The sequence below is a fragment of the Mitsuaria sp. 7 genome (assembly GCF_001653795.1).
Lineage (GTDB): Bacteria > Pseudomonadota > Gammaproteobacteria > Burkholderiales > Burkholderiaceae_C > Roseateles.
The window spans coordinates 5556761-5576467 of sequence record NZ_CP011514.1 but is presented as its reverse complement, the minus strand read 5'-3'; the positions used below and the strand labels follow the sequence as shown (position 1 = coordinate 5576467).

The 19707-nt window shown below is 70.4% G+C and carries 16 protein-coding genes; 11 read left to right on the top strand and 5 right to left on the bottom strand.

The window, feature by feature from the left end:
- Positions 1-24: 24 nt before the first annotated feature.
- On the top strand, positions 25-3309 hold the full coding sequence (locus ABE85_RS24505; protein ID WP_157522887.1) for a PAS domain S-box protein: 3285 nt from the start codon (positions 25-27) through the stop codon (positions 3307-3309).
- Here ABE85_RS24505 and ABE85_RS24500 read toward each other — a convergent pair.
- The 4 genes from ABE85_RS24500 to ABE85_RS24485 form a co-directional block, all read right to left on the bottom strand.
- Positions 3296-3706 (bottom strand): hypothetical protein, encoded by a 411-nt coding sequence (locus ABE85_RS24500; RefSeq protein ID WP_067281009.1) that lies wholly within the window; start codon positions 3704-3706, stop codon positions 3296-3298. The two genes, ABE85_RS24505 and ABE85_RS24500, sit on opposite strands and share 14 nt — an antisense overlap.
- A 10-nt stretch (positions 3707-3716) precedes the next feature.
- Positions 3717-4229 (bottom strand): hypothetical protein, encoded by a 513-nt coding sequence (locus ABE85_RS24495; RefSeq protein WP_067281007.1) that lies wholly within the window; start codon positions 4227-4229, stop codon positions 3717-3719.
- A 179-nt stretch (positions 4230-4408) separates the two neighbouring features.
- Positions 4409-6025, bottom strand: a complete 1617-nt coding sequence (locus ABE85_RS24490; protein WP_231993176.1) for a hypothetical protein — start codon at positions 6023-6025, stop codon at positions 4409-4411.
- A gap of 83 nt (positions 6026-6108) precedes the next feature.
- Entirely contained in the window at positions 6109-7428 is a 1320-nt protein-coding gene (locus tag ABE85_RS24485; protein WP_067281004.1) for an SPFH domain-containing protein, read from the bottom strand.
- A 165-nt stretch (positions 7429-7593) separates the two neighbouring features.
- On the opposite strand from ABE85_RS24485, the gene ABE85_RS24480 reads away from it, so the two are divergent.
- The 4 genes from ABE85_RS24480 to ypfH are packed head-to-tail and all read left to right on the top strand — an operon-like array spanning position 7594 to position 11643.
- Positions 7594-8304, top strand: a complete 711-nt coding sequence (locus ABE85_RS24480) for a response regulator (protein ID WP_067281001.1) — start codon at positions 7594-7596, stop codon at positions 8302-8304.
- A gap of 19 nt (positions 8305-8323) precedes the next feature.
- A complete protein-coding gene (locus ABE85_RS24475) occupies positions 8324-10555 on the top strand; it encodes a HAMP domain-containing sensor histidine kinase (RefSeq protein WP_067280999.1) in 2232 nt (743 codons plus the stop codon).
- Positions 10556-10587: 32 nt separating this feature from the next.
- A complete protein-coding gene (locus ABE85_RS24470) occupies positions 10588-10926 on the top strand; it encodes a thioredoxin family protein (RefSeq protein ID WP_067280995.1) in 339 nt (112 codons plus the stop codon).
- A gap of 15 nt (positions 10927-10941) precedes the next feature.
- Positions 10942-11643: an esterase gene (gene ypfH, locus ABE85_RS24465; RefSeq protein ID WP_067280992.1), complete on the top strand. Its 702-nt coding sequence runs from the start codon at positions 10942-10944 to the stop codon at positions 11641-11643.
- A 150-nt stretch (positions 11644-11793) separates the two neighbouring features.
- Here ypfH and ABE85_RS24460 read toward each other — a convergent pair whose 3' ends face one another.
- Positions 11794-13539 (bottom strand): M14 family metallopeptidase, encoded by a 1746-nt coding sequence (locus ABE85_RS24460; protein ID WP_082938918.1) that lies wholly within the window; start codon positions 13537-13539, stop codon positions 11794-11796.
- Positions 13540-13756: 217 nt separating this feature from the next.
- Between ABE85_RS24460 and ribA the strand changes: the two genes are divergently transcribed.
- The 6 genes from ribA to ABE85_RS24430 all read left to right on the top strand — a co-directional run bounded on the left by ribA (position 13757) and on the right by ABE85_RS24430 (position 19683).
- Positions 13757-14380, top strand: a complete 624-nt coding sequence (gene ribA, locus ABE85_RS24455; protein WP_067280989.1) for a GTP cyclohydrolase II — start codon at positions 13757-13759, stop codon at positions 14378-14380.
- Positions 14381-14407: 27 nt separating this feature from the next.
- Positions 14408-14929, top strand: a complete 522-nt coding sequence (locus ABE85_RS24450; protein ID WP_067280986.1) for a hemerythrin domain-containing protein — start codon at positions 14408-14410, stop codon at positions 14927-14929.
- 142 nt (positions 14930-15071) lie between these two features.
- Complete coding sequence (locus tag ABE85_RS24445) at positions 15072-15521, top strand: type II CAAX prenyl endopeptidase Rce1 family protein (protein WP_067280983.1); 450 nt, start codon at positions 15072-15074, stop codon at positions 15519-15521.
- 13 nt (positions 15522-15534) lie between these two features.
- Positions 15535-18249, top strand: coding sequence for a choice-of-anchor D domain-containing protein (locus ABE85_RS27190; RefSeq protein ID WP_082938917.1), 2715 nt, complete (start codon positions 15535-15537; stop codon positions 18247-18249).
- A gap of 11 nt (positions 18250-18260) precedes the next feature.
- Positions 18261-18503, top strand: a complete 243-nt coding sequence (locus ABE85_RS24435; RefSeq protein ID WP_067283493.1) for a DUF4266 domain-containing protein — start codon at positions 18261-18263, stop codon at positions 18501-18503.
- A gap of 7 nt (positions 18504-18510) precedes the next feature.
- The gene (locus ABE85_RS24430) at positions 18511-19683 is read left to right on the top strand and encodes a DUF3570 domain-containing protein (RefSeq protein WP_231993175.1); all 1173 of its coding nucleotides are present in this window, start codon (positions 18511-18513) and stop codon (positions 19681-19683) included.
- The last annotated feature ends 24 nt before the right edge of the window (positions 19684-19707 follow it).

Genomic DNA, 19707 nt, shown 5'->3' with positions numbered 1-19707 from the left:
AACCTTTCCAAGGAGAGAAAGGGCATGTCCATCCATAACGAGTTGGGGCGGGATCGAGTGAGCAAGGATTCCCAGGACGATCTGAGCAGTCTGGTGGGCCATGAGCTGTCGCGCGGCGACAGCCTGCCCGCGAAGCTGCAATGGCGCGCCGCGCGGCTGTTCATGGCGGCCTGCGTGCTGCTGTCCGGCATGGCCGGCCTGCTGCTGCTGGCCAGCGCCGGCGCGGCGGAACCTTTCGGCGGCCTGCTGCCGCCGGTGCTTGCGCTGGTGACCACCTTCGCCGGTCTGGCGATGCTGTGGCGGCTCCCTTCCCACCACGGTCCCGCGGCGGCGGTCGCGCTGATGTGCCTGGCGATGGCGACGGCGCTGTCGCTGGCGGTGTCGCGCCAGCTCGGCCTCAACGCCGCGAGCCTCGGGATCATGGGTCTGATGGTCGCGCTGGGCACCGGCATGATCGGCCTGGGCGCGGGCCTGTCGCTGTTCGGGCTGGGGCTGGCCGCGCTGGGCGGGCTGGCCTCGGCGGAACTGGGCGGCTGGATCCAGGTCGGCGCCGCGCCGGTCGGACTCACCGCCCGGCTGCTGACGCAACTGCTGCTGCTGACCTCGGGACTGGTCGTCGGCCTGGGCACGGCCAAGCTGATCCGGCGCGCGATGCAGGAGGTCAACGACCGCCACGCCCGCTTCCGCCACCTGCTCAACATGGCGGCGGACTGGTACTGGGAGATGGACCGCCAGTTCCGCTTCACGCACCTGACGGAGCACAACCCGGGCGCCTCGGGGCTGTCGATGGCGGAGCGGCTCGGCCGCGCGCCGTGGGAGATCGAGCACCTCGGCCTCACCGACGAGGAACTCGACGCGCACCGCGCCGACCTCGAATCCCATCGCCCGTTCCGCGGCCTGGTGATGCGCCGCACGTCCGAAGACGGCGCGCTGCATTACGTGTCGATCAGCGGCGAGCCGCGCTTCGACGCCAAGGGCAACTTCCGCGGCTACTGGGGCGTGGGCCGCGACGTCACCGACGAGGTCCAGACCGAGCAGGCCATGGTGGCCACCGAGACGCGCTACCGCGAGCTGTTCCGCCGCTCGCCGTCGCCGCTGGTGCTGCACCGCTGGGGCCGCGTGATGGACGCCAACCCGGCGGCGATGGCGATGTTCGGGTACACGCAGCGCTCGTCGATGATCGGGCAGGACCTCTTCTCGCACTACGAGCCGGGCGACGAGGAGCGAGCCCGCCAGCGCGCCGCCAAGATCGAGGCGCTGCCCGTCGGCGCGATGCTGCCGATGACGGAATTCCGGCTCCGGACGCTGTCGCGCCGGCGCCGTCTGGTGCAGGCCACCAGCGTGCGCGTGGACGCGGCCACCGGTCCCGCGACGCTGTCCTTCTTCATCGACCAGACCGAGACCTCGCGCGCGCAGGATGCGCTGCGGCGCTCGGAGGCGCTGCTGTCGCATCTGTTCGCGACCAGCCCCGACGTCGTCACCTTGTCCGAGACCGTGAGCGGCCGCTACGTGATGGTCAACAAGACCTTCGAGCTGGTCAGCGGCTACACCGCCGACGAGGTGCTGGGGCGCAGCTCCGAGGAACTCGGCATCTGGCAGGACATCGCCGACCGCGAACGTCTGGTCGAGGCGCTGCGGCAGCATGGCCGCGTCAGCGACCTGCCGGCGAGCTTCGTCAACCGGCGCGGCCAGCCGATCCCGATGCTGCTGTCGGCGGCGCCGTTCGTGATGGACGGCATGTCCTACCTGGTCGTCAACTCGCGCGATGTCAGCGACACCGAGCGCACGCGGCTGGTCCATGCCGCGATCCTGGAGAACGCGTCGATCGGCATCGCGCTGACGCGCGACCAGCACTTCGTGCAGGCGAACCGGCTGGTGGAGGAGATGTTCGGTTGGCCGGCGGGCGGACTGATCGGCCAGGCGGGCGGCGTGGTGTGGCCCAGCGCCGAGGACTACGAGTCCGTCGGCCGCGAACTCGGCCCGCGCCTGTCGGCGGGCGAGCAGGTCGAGGTCGAACGCCTGATGCGGCGCCGCGACGGCAGCCGCTTCCTGTGCCGGATCCTGGCGCGGGCCGTGGACCCGAACCATCCGAGCCGCGGCGGCACGATCTGGATCATGGAAGACGTGACCGAGCGCCGGCGCGTCGAAGCCGCGCTGGCCCAGGCCAAGGACGAGGCGCAGGCGGCGAACCGCGCCAAGAGCGCGTTCCTGGCCAACATCAGCCACGAGATCCGCACGCCGCTCAACGGCCTGGTCGGCCTGACGCGGCTGCTGCAGCAACCGGACCTGGACAGCGACACGCGCAGCCACTACCTGGACCAGATGGTGGACAGCGCGGAGAGCCTGTCGGGGCTGATGTCGGACATCCTGGACCTGTCCAAGATCGAAGCCGGCCGGCTGACGCTGGAGACGGTGCCCTTCGCGCTGCGCGACATGCTCGCGACGATGCGCATGGGTTACCTGACGCTGGCGCAGGCGCGCGGGCTGGGGTTCAGCATCGATGTGGACGACGCGGTGCCCGCCTGGGTGATCGGCGACCCGGTGCGCACGCGGCAGATCCTGAGCAACTACCTGAGCAATGCCTTGAAGTTCACCGAGCAGGGCCGCGTGGCGGTGCGGGTGCGCCGCCTGGACGAGCGTCGCCTGCGCGTCGAGGTCAGCGACACCGGCCCGGGCATCGCCGAGGCCATGCACGAGCGGCTGTTCCAGCCCTTCACGCAGGCCGACGAATCCACCACGCGCCGCTACGGCGGCACGGGCCTGGGCCTGTCGATCTGCCGCGAGCTGGCGACGCTGATGGGCGGCGACGTGGGCGTGGACAGCCAGCCGGGCGCGGGCGCGACCTTCTGGGCCGAACTGCCGCTGCCCGCGGCACCGGCGCCAGTGAGCGCGCAACGCCGCGCGCCGGCCGACGACGCGGAACTGGCGGGCCGCCGGATCCTGATGGTCGAGGACAACCCGGTGAACATGATGATCGCCGTGGCCATGCTCGAGCAGTGGGGGGCGGAGGTTTCCCAGGCCAGCGACGGCAGCCAGGCGGTGGAGGCGGTGACGGCTGCGGCCAGCATGGGCAAGCCCTTCGACGCGGTGCTGATGGACGTGCAGATGCCGGTCATGAGCGGCCACGAGGCGACACGGCAACTGCGCCAGCGCTACGACGCGACTGAGTTGCCGATCATCGCGTTGACGGCCGCCGCACTGGTCCAGGAACGCGACGAGGCGCTCGCCGCCGGGATGAACGAGTTCCTCACCAAGCCGATCGACGCGCAGCGGCTGCGGCAGGTGCTGGTGAAGCTCACGGCGGATTGACCGGGTCAGATTTCTCTACCGAGACCTTGCTGCTGTCCCTGTACTGCCGACGACCTGCCAGCGCCCGAAGCTCCGCGCGAACTTGCTGCGACAGATTCATTGCCGCCTCCGCCTCCTTCCGCGTGACGTGCCGTTCGGTCGAGTAGTCAGCGTAGTTCCTGCTGCGACGTAGAGCGCTCAGCCTCTTAGCCAGACCCTTCTGGCCATCACGTTCGTAATGTTCCTGCGTCCACTGATGAACCATGGGATGTCGCTCGGAAATGCCTGCCATGTCGCGAGCCCTCAAGAACACGCCGTAATAGGCACGTGACACCGCGCTGCGGTTGCTCGCCTCGTCGTTTCGGGTCCAGAGGTGCCTCGCCACGGCGAGGACTTCATCGGGGTCAAAAACAGTCATGGTTCAGTCCTCACTTCACCAGATGCCGGTCCTCGAAGCGGCCGGGCCAAGCATTGGCATGAGCGACCAGCCACAGACGGGCAATCGCCGGGACGGACTCGTACAGTGATTCGAAGGCTTCGATCTCGGGATGGGGATACTTCGCGTCCGGCGCATAGCCGAAGAGCGTGAACTGCAAGCCTAGGTAGTGCTCCTCGGGATCCCTGACCACGTAGACACTGATCTGCCGGTCTCCGGCGCATCGCGCAAGCTCCCGATCCACAACCCAGAAGTCCTCGCGCAACAGATGCGGATGCTTCTGCGCAAACCACTCGAGGATGTCCTCGTAGTCCTCCGTGCCGCGGAGCGCCTGGAGGTCGTACGGCCACTCGCCGGGCGAACAAGGGTTCATCCACGGCCGGTAGAGGTACGGCTTCTGGCTCTTGCTGTAAACCCACACCGGCCGTCCGCGCTCAAGGAACTCCGGCACTGGCGCCAGCGCTGCCTCCTCGGGCTCGTCTTCGAATTCGATTCGCTGCAACATCGTTTCTGCCTTTCTGCCACCGACCACATGTCGATGCGATGTACGCATTCTCGAAATCGAATCCCTTTCTGACATGACTCAAAGTTGTGGGCGGGGAGGGAGATGAAGAGGGCCCTCTTTCGAGGGAAAGAGGCACCTCTTCTGAACTCGCAGCGTCGCCATGCGAAATGGCGCAGCCCTCACCTTGCGCTCAGGCTGGTGCCCTTCCAATCGGCCGCCTGCCAACGCTGGAACGCACCGAGCATCGTCATGTCGCCGGCTTGGCGCCTCGTCTCCAGCGTGTCGAGATCGACCAGCTCGTAGCTGCGCTTGTAGCGGCCTTCGGCGCGGGACTCGCGCGCGACCAGCAGCTCCTTGCCGCCGGGCACCCAGCCGGCGAATTCCGCGTAGCCCAGGCCGGGCTGAGCCGCCACCGGCGGCAGCACCGACACCTTCCAGCCTTGCGCCGTGCGGCGCAACAGCCAGAGCTCGCGCCAGCCGTCCGCCGGCACGGAGGCGATCGTGATCGCGTTGCCCTCGCGGTTCACACGCGCGGACGCCGTCATCACCAGTCCCCACACGCAGTGGCGCAGCAGCGAAGGGATACCTTCCCTCGCGCCGTTCATCGTGAGCGTCAGGCAGGTCTCGCCGGGCTGGCCGGCCGCGACGTTCAGCTTCACCGCGCCGAGCGTCTGCTCGGGGCCACCCGCTGGCAAAGCCGCCCAGCGCATCGCGTTGCCGCGCATGGCGGCGTCGTTGTAGGCAGGCTGGTCGTCGTCGGAGAGTTCAGCCGGCACGATGCGCGCGAACGCTTCCAGCGAGCGGCGCGACGCCGCCGACGACGCATCCACCTGCAGGGTCACGGGCGAGGCGGCCACGCCTGCAACGCTCGCGCGACGCGCACGGATGAACGCCAGGCTGCTCCACACACCCGACTGCCGCATCAGCACGCGGTTGCGCCAATGCGTCGCCAGCGCCGGGTCCTTCAGGTCGACCTTGTCGAGCACGTCCGCGCGCCACTGGTCCATCTGCTCGCGCTGCGACGGCGTCGCGACCGGGTCCAGGCAGTCGACGCGCGTCAGCGCCAGCGCGGCGCGCGCCTTCTGCTCCGGCGTCGAGGCCGGCATCGCGAGCAAGCGACGGAACGCCTCGCCGTCGTAGCAGAGCTGCATCGCGCCGGCCTCGCGCTCCAGCGTGCGGAAACGCAGGCCGTAGCGCGCGGCGACATCGAGATGCGCGGCGACCTGCGTTTCGGCGGCCGACGGGGCGACAGTCGCCACGCCGTCCGAACGAGGCTGCGTGCGCGAGGCGCGGTCGGCGAGCCGCTCGGCCAGCGTGCCCATCGCATCGAGCACCTCCGCGCCGTCGACGCCGTTCATCTGCGCCGCGCTCGCCGACTGCACGTAGGCCGCGGCCAGGCCCAGGCCGAGGGACTCCGCGCCCGTCTGCTGGCGCACCACGCGCAATGCGGCCAGCAGCGCGTCCGGCTGCGCGGCGGGCCCGTTCAGCGGCAGCAGCGCGGCCTTGCGGACGAAGCCGCCGCGCTCGCGACGGTAGTCGTAGACCTGGAAGTGGTCGGGGCGTTCGCCGCGGATCTCCAGCGCCTCGCCGCGCCAGAGCTGCGCCTGCGCCGGCGACGAGTCCTTCGCCGCCGCGCGCATCGCGGCGTTGTCCTGCACCACCAGCGCGGTGCGCGGCGCCGCGTCGTCGGGCGAGACGCGCTTGATCGGCGGCTTGGGCGTCGTGTCGTCCGTCGCGGCATTGGCCGGATGGACACAGAGCAACTGGACAGCGACGGCGGCGATGGCAGCGGCCATCACGAGCTTCAGGCGGCACATGTCGGAACCCTTTCGACCCAGGATCAAGGACGGGATCAGGAACGTGGAGGAACGGCGGCGGTTCATTGCGAGGCCCCCTCGCCTTCGCCTTCCGCGCGACCTTCCTGACGCGTCTCCGGCTTCGAGCCCAGCAGCGTCTTGCCGATGAATCCGCCGTCCGACGGCGGCGGCGCGATGATCACCTGCACCTTGTCGGACAGCTTGTCGGCCATCGCCTTCTGGATCAGCAGCGGATGACGGCTCAGCAACGCGCCCTCGGCGGCCATCTGGTCGACGGCGACCTTGCCGATGCGCGTCTGGCGATACGCCTCGGCGTCGGCCAGCTTCTCGCGCGCCTTGGCCTCGCCTTCGGCTTCGATGCCGCGCGCCTGCGCATTGCCTTCGGCCATGCGGACCCGCGCGACGCGCTCGGCTTCGGCTTCCAGCTGGCGCTGCTCGACCTGGCGCTGCTTGAAGGGCAGCACGTGCTTCATCGCCTCTTCCTGGCCCTTGGCCGCGATGATCTGCTCGCGCGCGGCCGCCTCGGCCGAGGTCTCGCGGCGGACCTTCTCGGCCGCCGCCTCCAGCTCGGTCTGCTTGACCTGCTTCTCCTTGAGCTCCAGCGTGTAGCGCATCTTCTCGCTGGCCAGACCTTCGGACAGCAGGTTCTCCAGGCCGGCGCGGTACTCCTGCGGCAGGTCGACATTGCCGATCTCCAGGCCGCGCAGCACGATGCCGTCCATCGCCAGCTTGCGGCGGAGCTCGGATTCCAGCGCGGCCTGGATGGGACCGCGCTGCGTCGAGAAGATCTCGCGCACCGTGTGCGTGGCGATCTGGCGGTAGACGATGCCTTGCAGGGCCGGGGCGATCACGTCGCCTTCGATGTCGTCGGGCAGCGTGGTCGCCAGCTGCGCCAGTCGCGTCGGGTCGACGGTCCAGCGCACGGTCAGGTCCAGGCCCAGGGACAGTCCTTCCAGCGACTGGAGCGGCGCTTCGCCGTCGGCGCGGGCGAAGCGTTCCGGGTGATAGCTGCGATCGCGCACCGGCAGGTCGCGGACGTCGTGCAGGCCGGGGAGTTGGAGCATCGAGCCCGAGCGGGCCTCGGTCACGCCGCCCGTCAGCATGTTGGTACGCAGGCTCACGGCGCCGCGCGGCACCTCATGCACCGGCGGATGCGTGACCAGCAGCGCCACCGCGCCGGCCACGGCGGTCAGGCCGGCCAGCCAGGGCAGGCAGCGGACCAGGCCGGCACCGGCGCGCTTCAGCGGCACGCCCAGGCCGCCGGCACCGGCGCCGGCGCCTTCACCGCCGAATTCGTCGCCGCGGCTGCGGCGGGAGAAACCGGGCAGACTAGCCTTGAGCCGCGCGGCGGCGTTGCGGATCGATTGCAGGCGGTCGTTCATGAGGTCCTCCGGGGTTCCCGTCGATCGGGTGTTGGGATGACGCTCATGGTCCGGAAAGGGCCCGGAAGCCTCAATGCGGGCGTCGGCGGGTCCCTTCACGGTCCGGAAGAAACCCTCACACGCCGCCCGCGCCGGGAGACGCGGCGGTGTCGATAATCCGGCGCCATGGCCATCCCCAGGAACAAGGTCGCCGTCATCGAGGACGACCGCCCCACCAGCGAGCAGCTTGCCGGCTGGATCCGCGCCGCGCGCCCCGAGCTGCAGGTCGACCAGTGGTTCGACCGCGACGCCGCCGAGGCCGCGCTGGCGCGCGAGCGCTACGAGATGGTGGTGCTCGACATCGAGCTCGGCCGCGAGCGCAACGCCGGCGTCGCGCTGATCAACGAGATCAACAAGCTGAACGCCGGCACGCCGGTGCTGGTCGTGTCGGCCATGCCGGCGGCCATCTACCGCGGGATCATGAAGGCGCTCGACGCCTGGGACTACCTGCAGAAGACCAGCTTCGACGAATCCGAGTTCATCGACACCTTCCTCGACATCCTGCGCGCCGCCCGCGCCCGCGAGGCGGCCGAGCCGGTGCCCGCCGCGCCGGAAGCGCTGCAGCTGGACCCGCTGTGGCAGCGCAGCCCGCTGTGGCAGGGCCAGCGCATCAACCTGCCGCTGACGGCGCAGCGCATCCTCGCCACGCTGTATCAGCGCGCGCCGCAGGTGGTGTCGTACGAGGAGCTCTACGACGTCGTCAAGAGCGGCCGCACGCGCGACAACGTCCGCAAGCATGTATCGACGCTGCGCGAAGCGTTGAAGGAAGTCGACCCGACGTTCGATGCGATCGAGAACGTGCCGATGCGCGGGTTCCGGTGGTCAGGACCGCGGTGAGCATCGACAGGGGCGTCGCATGAAACTCGGCCCCGTCGAGCTGCCCGCGCTGGTCGTACCCCGCCTGGGCCTGGCGGCCTTCCGCCGGCGCGCGGTCGTTCACCTGGCCTTCCTGCTGCTGGCGCTGGCGACGGTCGGCCTGGTGCTGACGGTGCTCATCGACCAGAAGCAGCGCGCCTACCAGCGCTATGCGCAGGGCTTCCGGCAGTCGCTGGCGGAGATCGTCCTGCAGCTGCGCCATCCGAGCGGCCAGCTGGCGCTGCTCAATCCAGCGATGAGCGTCGGCGACCGCGACGGCCAGGCGCCGGTGCTGCTGCCGTTCTCGGCCATCGACTTCGACGATCAGAACAAGGCGCAGCGCGCCGTCGAGATGGCCGGCTGCGGCCTGCGATGGCCCGACGGCGCGAGCCTGTGCGCCGCCGTCGGCGCGAACGCCTACGCGGGCGGTTTCCTGTACCTGGTCGGCAGCCTGGAGAGCGGCCCGCTCGCCGGCCGCGAGCACGGTGCGCTGGACCTGGGCGGCGTGCACCGCGCCCGCGTGACGCTGAAACTGCGCGGCGGCACGCAGACCTGGATCGCGCCGTTCGAAGGTGCCGCTGCCGCAGACGGCACGCAGCGCGGGCGCCTGACCGGCTTCCTCGGCGCGGGGCCGCAGTTGCCCGGCAAGGCGCGCCCGGTGCGCGAGTTCCGCGGCTGGCTCTGGCGCGAGGGCCCATGCGCCGAGGGCAGCAGCGGACCGGACTGCGCGCGGCGCACCTTCTATTCGATCCGGCTGCCGGTGGAAGCCTTCCAGGACGCGCTCTTCGACGACGCCGGCCACCGCGCCCGGCCCGTCTGGCCGCCGGCGGACCTCGACCAGATGCGGGTCCGGGTGGAGCTGCTCGGTCCGTTGGAGCCCACCGCGCCCACCGAGCCCGCCGAGCCGTCAGCAGCCGCATCCGATGCGATGCCTGCAGGGACGAGCTCCTCGCCAGCGGTGGTGCCGGTCCTTTTCGACAGCGCAAAGCCGGGCGCGTCGCTCGCGCTGTCGCTGGACCGGATCGGTGCCTCGCTGCAGCCGGGCGAGACCCTGCGCATCGAGCGCCTGGGCAAGCAGGCGACGACCATCGCCGAGCGCCGCGGCCCGGAGCTGTCCGAGCGCGCGCTGCCGTGGCTGATCCACGTGATGCGCCGCCTGCCGGTGCAGGGCGAGATCCTGGGCGTCGGCGCCGGCACCGACGCGGCCGAGATCCGCTGGCTGACCGCCTCCGACGAGGTCGCGACGACCAGCGGCCGCTACCGGCTCGATCTGCGCGGCGACCTGCGCAGCCTCGACCGTCAGCTCGCGCTGGAGGCGCGTCCGCTGGCGTGGCTGGCGGCGGCGATGCTGGCCGCGGTCGCGCTCGCGTGGCTGATGGTGGAACTCGGCCTGATCCGCGGCATCGCGGTGCTCACGAAGCGCGCGGCCGCGGTCTCCTACAACATGCAGGACGTGCGGGCGGAGCAGCGCATCGGCGAGCTCGACGTGGCCGATCTGCGCGGCCGCGACGAGCTGGGCATCCTCGCCGGCAGCCTGGCCGACGCGCTGACCCGCGTGAAGGACGGCCTGCGCCGCGAGCAGCTGCGGGCCGAGCGCGAGCGCGAGATGTGGCACGCGGTCGGTCACGAGATCATGTCGCCGCTGCAATCGCTGATGGTGCTGCACGGCGCGGGCGACGATCCCAGCCACCGCTACGTGCAGCGCATGCAGCAGGCCGTGAAGGTGCTCTACGGCAGCGCGCCGCCGAGCGAGGCGCTGGCGTCGGCCGACCTGCATACGGAGGCGCTGGACCTGGCCGCCTTCTGCCGCGAGGTGGCCGCCAACGCGCACTACGCCGGTATCGATCACGTCAGCTTCGACACCGCGCTGCCCGAGCCGCAGCCCGTGCACGCGGAGGCCTACGCGCTGGAAGACGCCGTCACGCACGTGCTGCGCAACGCCGACCGCTACCGGCCCGAAGGCACGCCCATTGCCATCACCCTGGAAGCGGGCGGGCCGGGTGTCGTCCTGCTGCGGATCCGCAACCAGGGGCCGCACATCGACGCAGCGATGCTGGACCAGATCTTCGAATACGGCGTCTCCGACACCGCCCCGCAGGTCAACGGGGAACGCCGCGGCCAGGGGCTCTTCGTCGCGAAGACCTACCTGGCGAAGATGGATGGCAGCATCCGGGCATTCAACGTGCCGGAAGGCGTGGTGTTCGAGATGAGCCTGCGCCGCGCCGCGGCCTGAGCGGCTCCGCTTCAATCGACAAGGAGGTCTTCATGCCGATGAATCCCCATTACGCGCTGACCGAGCCCATCCGCGACGCCGTCGACACGCTGTCGAAGGAGCATCCGCTGCTGGTCGAGTTCGGCGCCTCGTGGTGCCCCATCTGCGAGGCCGCGCAGCCGCTGCTGGAGCAGGCCTTCGACGGGCGGCACGCGATGGTGCAGCACATCAAGGTCGAGGACGGCAAGGGCCAGGCGCTGGGCCGCTCGTTCAAGGTCAAGCTGTGGCCGACGCTGGTCTTCATGCGCGACGGGCAGGAGGTGGAGCGCCTGGTCAGGCCCACGGACGCCGCGGATATCCGGGCCGCGCTGGAGCGCATCGACAACACGTGACGGACAATCGGGCCCATGACTCAAGCCCATGTGCTGCTCCCCAAGGACGGGGCGCCTGAACTGCTGTTCGTGCTGCTGCACGGCGCCGGCGCCGACCCTGAACAGATGCGCCCGCTGGCCGAGGCGCTGCACCGCCAGTACCCGCGCGCCGCGCTGGTGCTGCTCGAAGGCTTCGAGCCTTTCGATGCGATCCCGGGTGGGGGAGCGGGCTTCCAGTGGTACTCCGAGCAGGGCGACGACACGCTCAAGGCGCTGCGCTTGAGCGCGGCGGTGCCGACGCTGGTCGCGCTGGTGCGCGGCTGGGCGGAGAAGCTCGATCTGGAGTGGGGACGCGTCGCGCTGGCGGGGTTCTCCCAGGGCGCGATTCTGGCGCTGGAGGCGATGCAGCAGGAAGAGCAGTTGGCCGGTCGCGTGCTCGCGTTCGGTGGGGCGTTTGCCTACTGGCCGCAGCAGGCGCCTCAGGATGTCTCCATCCATCTGCTGCACGGGAAGGACGACGGCGAGCTGCCTTATCCGGCGCTGCTCAATGCGGCGCGCGAGCTGATGACGCTCGGTGCCGACATCACGGCGGACGTGGTCCCGCATGTCGGCCATGAACTGCATCCGGCGCTCATCGAGCGCGCGATGGAGCAGTTGCGGACGTTCATCCCTGCGCGCCTGTGGCGCGAAGCGGTCCTCACGGCCGCCGAGCAGGACAAGAACGAGCCGAAGCACTGACACGGCCGCTGGCCCTCACCCCCGCCCTCTCCCGCAAGCGGGAGAGGGAGTCCGACCGGCTCTACTCGCAGTGCCTGCGCCGCTTGCTCCCTCTCCCGCTTGCGGGAGAGGGCAGGGGTGAGGGCTGCGGTCGCTGCAGTGCGACCAGCGTCAATCGAGGGTGACTTCGGTCCGCACAGTGCCCGCGCGATCCGCCCAGGCGACGAGGCTCAGACGCGTGCCCTTGGGCGCTCTCACCGTCCATTCGCCATAGGCGCGATCGCCCGTGATGTCCCGCTCCGGCAGGAACGCCAGCTGCGTCTGCTTAGGCGCATGCCCTTCCAGCTGCGGCCCTTCCATCCTCGGCTTCCCGCTCACCAGCCCTACCTCCGGATCCACCGGCAGGAAGATCTCGAACATCACGCCGCGCGTCTGCTTGCGCGCCAGCGCCTGCTTGGTCACGTAGGCCGGCAGCCAGCCGCTGTTGCCCACGGCCATCCGCACCCGCCACGTGTCCGGTCCCAGCGCCCGCACCTCCGTGCGCAGCAGCTCCAGCTTCGGCAGGCTCAGCGCGATCTGGTTCATCCACGCCGGGAAGCGCGCCGCCTCCCGCTCGCGCAGATGCGGCGGCGGGTTGCGCCAGAAATTCATCTTGTCCCAGCCGCCGATCTCCACCGGCCCCAGCTGCGGATGCATGAACGAGCTCCACTCGACATGCGCCTTGCCGCCGCAGTGCTCGTCGCTCCACTTCAGCAGCTTGAGGTCGTCCTCCACCGGGTGGTCGCGGAACCAGTCGATCCACTTGTAGCCGGTGATGCCGGCCTCCTTGTTGGGCGACCACAGCTCCACCACCCAGAACAGCGCGCCCAGGTGCTCATAGACCCAGTCCTGCGTGCCCGTGATGACTTCCTTCGGGTGGTACTTGAACTCGTGCCAGATGCTCACCGCCGGATAGCCGGTGTGCTGCTCGCCGAGCTTGGAGAAGCGCTGGAAGGCCCAGAGGTCTTCCGGGGGCATCTCGTCGTCGCTGCGCGTGCCGCAGGGGCGCAGGATCACGCCGCTGTGCGTGTGGAAGCTGATCGCCGCGCCGATGTTGGGATGGCCGACCATGAAGTCCACCATCGCCCGCACCTCGGGCTCGCTGGTCGGGTAGGGACCGGCGCCGACCTGCTCGAACTCCTGGCGCCAGCCGGCGGGGAAGTTGCGGTTCAGGTCCAGGCCTTCGCTGTCGCGGTTGACCTTGATGCTGAAGCCGTCGTGGTTGATCACCAGGCCTTCGGGCATCAGGCGGTAGTACTCGCCGCCGAATTCGCCCGGCTGGCGCGGCACCATCAGCCGCGGGTCGTCCGGATGCTTCCTGTAGCCGCCGTGCGGATCGGGGATGCGCATCGTCAGGATGCGGCCGTCGCCGTCGATGTCCTCGACGCTGAGGCCCTCGACCGGCTCCTCGTCGAACGGATACGGGCGCGTCGACGAGCGGATGTGCCGCGGCCGGTCGGCCAGGGCGAGCTCGGCGCCGTCCGGGTTCAGGCGCGGCACCATGTAGATGGTCCGCGTGTCCAGCAGGTGCGTCGCCTGCGAGTCGGTGCCGTACTTGCTCAGCAGGTCGTGCAGGTAGTACAGGCAGGTCGTGCAGGCGGTGAGCTCGGCGGCGTGGATGTTGCCGTCGAGCCAGAAGGCGGGCTTCTCGACGTCGCTGCCGGTCGCGGTGTTGGTCAGGATGAGGACCCAGATCTCGCGGCCTTCGAAGCTCTTGCCGATGGAGCGCACCGACACCAGGTTGGGGCAGGCCTCCGCGTAGCTGAACAGCAGCTGCGTCAGCGCGTCGTAGCGCGGGAATTCGTCGAAGCGCGGCGTCGGGAGCGTCGAGGGGGATGGATTCGGCGCGGGCGCGGCGGCGGGCGGGAGAGCGGTCATGGGCATCCCAGGGGCGGTGTCGGTGCGGTCGATTTTGCATGCCCGGGCCCTGGAGACCGAGAGGCCTCTCCACCACGTGACAGCGCGTTTTCCCTGAGACGGGTTAAATTGCTGGACTTGCACGGGCGCACCGTCGATCCGACGGGCGCGCATCGCACGACATGAACGAACGACACGACCGGGACGTCCGCGAGGGCGCCGAGGCGAAGCTGGAGAGATGGCTGTGAATCACTGCGAGAAGATCCCCTTGGGGACGCAAGGGGCGACCGAGTGGGAAGTGGTGCACCTGCCGTCGACGCTGGGCGACTTCCAGGCGCGGGCCTTCCGCAGCCCGGCGACGGGCTCGGAGCACCTGGTGCTGTCGGTCGGTCCGCTGCAGGAGCGCGGCGGCCTGCTGCGCGTGCACAGCGAGTGCCTGACGGGCGACGTCTTCCAGTCGCTGCGCTGCGACTGCGGTCCGCAGCTGCAGGGCGCGCTGGACCTGCTGAAGGACGAAGGCGGCATCGTCATCTACATGCGCGGTCATGAAGGCCGCGGCATCGGCCTGGTCGAGAAGCTGCGCGCCTACGCGCTGCAGGAAGCCGGTGTCGACACCATCGACGCCAACCTGCGCCTGGGCCATGCCGAGGACGAGCGCGACTACGCGGACGCCATCGACATCCTGTGCCTGCTGGGCGTGAAGAGCGTCCGGCTGATCACCAACAACCCGCAGAAACGCGACGCGCTGGTCGAAGGCGGCGTCGAGGTCGAGGCGCTGGTACCGCTGCGCATCGCGTCCAACCCGCACAACGAGCGTTACCTCGAGACCAAGCGCAAGCGGATGGGGCACTACCTGGAGTGATTCGGAAATGACCCCGGCGGTCTGTCCATGAATCTCCTGCACGCCTCGCCCGCCGCCGGCTTCGACGAGCCCTTCGAGCTGATGGCGGCGTGCCACGAGCGCATGGCGCGCACGCTGAGCCTGCTCGAACGCATCGGTGAGCACATCGCGACGCATGGCTGCGACGCGCAGGCCAGAGACGCAGCGAAGGACGTGCTGCGCTACTTCACGATCGCCGCGCCGCTGCATCACGAGGACGAGGAACTGCACGTCTTTCCGCGTCTGCGCGAGGAGGGCCACGGCGAGCTCGCGGATCAATTGCTGTCCGACCATCGGGAGATGGAAGCGCGCTGGGCCGGGATCGTCCCGGACCTGACGGCGATCCGTGACGGAGTCATGCCGGGCGAGACGCTCAGCGCCGCGCGCGAGCGCTGGCAGACCTTCGCCACGCTGTACCGGCGGCACATCGACGCCGAGGATCACGACGCCTATCCGGCGGCGAGTGTGGCAACACCTGACACCGAGCTGCGCGCCATGGGCGAGGAAATGGCCGGTCGGCGACGCACCTGAACCGTCGCCCCCTCACGTCGCCCGCTCGTCGCCTCCAGGCTTCGCCGTTTGTGACCAACTCGTAACGCCCCCACCTCCTCGCAACCTTTCTCCCGCGCGCCGGCACCTACGCAGAACCCCTGCGTGAATTTCCGCCGCGCCCATGCCGTCTTTCTTCCCCGTTCCCATCCCCTGGGACGTCGTACTCCGGCAGCTCCTGCTCGCGCCCTGCCTTGAAGAGATCCTCTTCCGGCTCGGACTCCAGGAGCGGCTGTCGACCTCGCGCGCCATCGTCGCGCGGCGCCATGCCGTCGCGCTGACCGCGCTCGCTTTCGGCGCGGCGCACGCGATCGTGCTCGCCATCGTCACGCCCGCCACGCTGCCGCTCCCTGCGCTGCTGCTCGCGCTCGCCACCGCCGGGCCCGCGTGGTGGATCGGCCGCAGCTATCAGAGACATCGCTCGCTGCCCCGCTGCATCGCGTGGCACGCGGGCTTCAACGCGTGCTGGCTGATCGCCGCGCCCGCCCTGCTGCCGCTGCTCGCTCCGGGCCACGCGCTGCCCTTTGCACCGCCCTTCTTCTCGACGGTCTCCGTCTCCCTCTCTTCATCCTGACGAGGCTCCCGCCATGACCCTTCCCTTGCGCAGCGCCCTCCCCGGCTCATCCGCCGGCGCGTTCGTCGCGACCCTCGCGATCACGGCCGCGGTCCTCGCGGGTCCCGCCTTCGCCGCCGACCCCGTCGCCGGCCAGGCCCGCTTCTCGCAGGTCTGCGCCGCCTGCCACACGGTCGCCTCCACGGCCGTCGTCGACCGCGGTCGCAACAACCCCGCGATGATCCAGAACGCGATCAACACGATCCCGCAGATGGCCGGCGTCGGCGGCGCGGTCTCCGCCGCAGACATCGCCAACATCGCCGCCTACCTCGGCAACTCGCCGTCGTCGATCAGCTTCGCGCAGACCGCGGTCGGCGCCACGAGCGCGGTCTCCACGATCACCGTCAGTGCCAGCCGCATCGCCGCGCTCGGCAGCCTCTCCGCCGTCGCCAGCGGCGACTTCGCCGTGCAGGGCGGCTCCTGCGGCGCGACCGTGCCCGCAGGCACCAGTTGCACCGTCGGCGTCGTCTTCCAACCCACCGCCGCCGGTGCGCGCAGCGGCGCGCTGACCATCAGCCACAACGGCATCTCCACGCCCATCCCGATCACGCTGAGCGGCACCGCCAACGTCACCCTGACGGCCGTGCTCTCCGCCGACGCCACCACCCTGGCCTTCGGCAGCCAGCCGCTGGCCAGCGCCTCCGCCGCGCGCACCGTCACGCTGAGCAACACCGGCACCGCGTCGCTGGACTTCAGCAGCATCGGCGTCACCGGCGTCCATGCCAGCGACTTCACCCGGGGCGGCAGCTGCGCCGTCGGCACGCCCCTCGCCGTCGGGGCCAGCTGCACCGTCACCGCCACCTTCACGCCGTCCGCGACCGGCGGACGCACCGCCACCCTGGCCGTCGCCGCGATCGCCCCCGCCGCCAACAACGCCACGGCCAACGTCAACATCGCCATGACCGGTGTGGGCCAGGCGCAGCCCACGCCGGTGTCCTCGCTGTCCGCGACGCAGCTCAGCTTCGGCGCACTCACCGTCGGACGCACCAGCACCGCGCAGACCATCACCGTCTCCAACACCGGCAACGCGGCGCTCAGCTTCAGCGCCATCGCGGCCACGGGTCCGTTCACGACCACCGACACCTGCAGCGGCGGCGTGCCTGCCGGCGGCAGCTGCGCGGTCAACGTCAGCTTCGCCCCCGCCGGCGCCGGCGCGGCCACCGGCACACTGAGCCTGACCAGCAATGCCGCCGCCTCGCCGCAGTCGGTCGCGCTCAGCGGCACGGGCGTTCTCACGAACACGCCCATCCTCGTGTGGACCGCCGCCACGACCGCCGACTTCGGTACCGTCACAATGGGCGCGGACGGCGGCCTCAAGCACTTCACGCTGAGCAACACCGGAGACGTCGCCGCGACGCTGGGCAGCTTCGCCTTCGCCGGCGATGCCGCCGCCGACTACCGCGTCGACACGACGTCGACCTGCACAGCGGGCGCCGCCCTGGCCGTCGGTGGCAGCTGCGACCTCGCGATCGGCTTCAGCCCGCGCGGCGTCGGCACGCGAGCGGCCACGGCCGCGGTCGTCGCGGACAACGCCTCGCTGCCCGCGCCGCTCACGTTGACGGGCGTCGGCCTTGCACCGCCGCAACCGGCGCTGCAGTTGTCGGCGACCTCGCTCGACTTCGGTCCTGCCGATACGAACGGTCGACCGCTGACGCTGACCAACAGCGGTGCCGGCGTGCTGCACATCAGCGCACTGAGTGTCGACAGCGCCCGCTTCACGATCGACACCACCGGCACCAACGCCTGCGGTGCCGCGCCCTTCACGGTGCAGCCTGGCGCGAACTGCCAGGTCACGCTGCGCTGGCTGGGCGCTGGCGCGGCCGCCTCGGCGCCTACGGGCACGGACACCGGCACGCTCACGCTGCAAGGCGACATGACGCCGGCCACGACGACGGTCGCGCTGCGCGGAGCGCCAGGCAGCACCGAAGCGTCGAACAGCGGCGGTGGTGGTTGCACGATCGGTGCGGGCACTGGCGCAGCGGATCCGTTGCTGCTGCTGATGGCTGGCCTCTCCGCGCTGATCCTGTGGCGCCGCCGAGGAACGAAGACCACGAGCGCTTCGACCAACGTGCGGGCAGCGAGTGCTGCTGGGGCCGGAATGGTGCTGGGGGTTCCCGGAGGGATGCCCCCTGCGCGGTGGAGTGCCCGCGCCTGGCGTCGTGCAGTCCGGGCGACCTTCGCCAAGGCAACCCTCCCAGCGGCCGCCGCGATTGCACTGACGACGGCCTTCTCCTTCACTCCCACAGACGCGCAGGCGGCCGATGTCGGCCAGCCTCTGCCGATCGCCAGTGTCCCGAGCGCCGATGGCGCGCCGGTCCCCTTGCACGACGGCAAGGCGAAGGTGACCTACGTCGACTTCTGGGCGTCTTGGTGCGGCCCGTGCCGTCAGTCCTTCCCGTGGATGAACCGCATGCAGGCGAAGTACGGCGCGCAGGGTTTGCGCATCGTCGCGGTGAATCTCGACGCGAGCCGCGCGGACGCGCAGGCTTTCCTCAAGGAGGTGCCGGCCAGCGTCTCGCTGGGCTTCGACCCGAAGGGCGACTCGGCCCGTCGCGTCGGCGTGAGGACGATACCCAGCTCGGTGCTGCTGGGTCCGGACGGACGCGTGCTGATGCAGCACAGCGGCTTCCGCGCCGAGGACGAGGCCGACCTCGAAGCCCGCATCGCCGCCGCGCTGAAGACCCCTTGAAGGAGATCCCGATGTCCCTGCCTTCCACTTGGCGCCGCCGCGCGCCGACCGCGATCGCCGCGCTGATCGCGATCGCCAGCACCGGCTGCGCGATGCAACCTCCCCAAGCCTGGGAGAAGGGCGCGCTCGCCCGCCCCGAGATGACGATGGGCGGCGACGTCCTCGGCGACCGATTCGCGCAGCACATCTACACGAGCAAGGAAAACGCGTCCGGCGGCAACGGCGTCGGAGGAGGTGGCTGTGGCTGCAACTGAGAACGACGTGAACGCAGACGTGAGCGCGGACCCCGGCGCGAACAGCGGCGGCAGCCGCAACGCCTGGGGCGGCGTTCTGGCCGCCGCGCTGCTGCTCCCCGGCCTGCAGTCCCCCGCCCTTGCCGAGACCCCGCCCGAGCAGGCCGAGATGTCGGTCAAGCTGCTGCACTACCGCGACCGCCAGCCCGGCTTAGCCCGGATCAAGGTCACCGCGCCTTCCGTCTACCTGATGGTGCCGGTCGCGGGCCGCTGGTCGGTCGAGGGCTCGCTCGTGAACGACAGCGTCTCCGGCGCCTCGCCGCGGTATCACAGCGCGGTCTCCGGCGCCTCACGGCTGGAGGAGACCCGCAAGGCCGGCGATATCCAGGTGACGCGCTACAACGATCGCGACGCCTGGTCGCTCGGCGCCGCGTATTCGACCGAGCACGACTACCGCTCGCGCACCGTCTCCGCCGGTTATCGCCGCTCCAGCGAAGACAACAACACCACCTGGAACCTCGGTGCCGCGTACAGCGACGACTGGATCGGCTCCTCCGACGATCCGACACTCAGCCGCGGCCGCAACACCACGCAGCTGACCGCCGGCGTGACCCAGGCCTGGACCTCGGTGGACCTGGTGCAGCTGAGCCTGGGCGCGAGCTGGGGCCACGGCATGTATTCGGATCCGTACAAGTTCCCCGACCGACGTCCCGACCGGCGCGAGCAGTACACGCTGATGACGCGCTGGAACCATCATTTCACCGACTGGAAGGCGACGCTGCGCAGCAGCTGGCGCTACTACGCCGACAGCTTCGGCGTGCGCGCCAACACGCTGGAGACCGCCTGGGTGCAGCCCGTGTCGGGCGGCTGGACCTTGACGCCCTCGCTGCGCTACACGACGCAGCGCGCGGCGAAGTTCTATTACGACCCGGTCTACGACGCGTCGCTCGGCGCGCCGCTGCCGCCGGGCTACACGGCGACATCGCCGCAATACCTGTCCCCGGACCAGCGGCTGTCCGCCTTCGGTGCGATCACGGTCGGGATGAAGGTCGCCTACGAGATCGCGCCACGCTGGACCGCCGACCTGAGCCTCGAGCACTACGAACAGCGCGCCGCCTGGCGCCTGGGCGGCAGCGGCTCGCCGGGCCTGGCGCGATTCCAGGCCGACTGGCTGCAGGTCGGCCTGTCGCACAAGTTCTGACCGGCTTCAACGACCCGCTGCGAC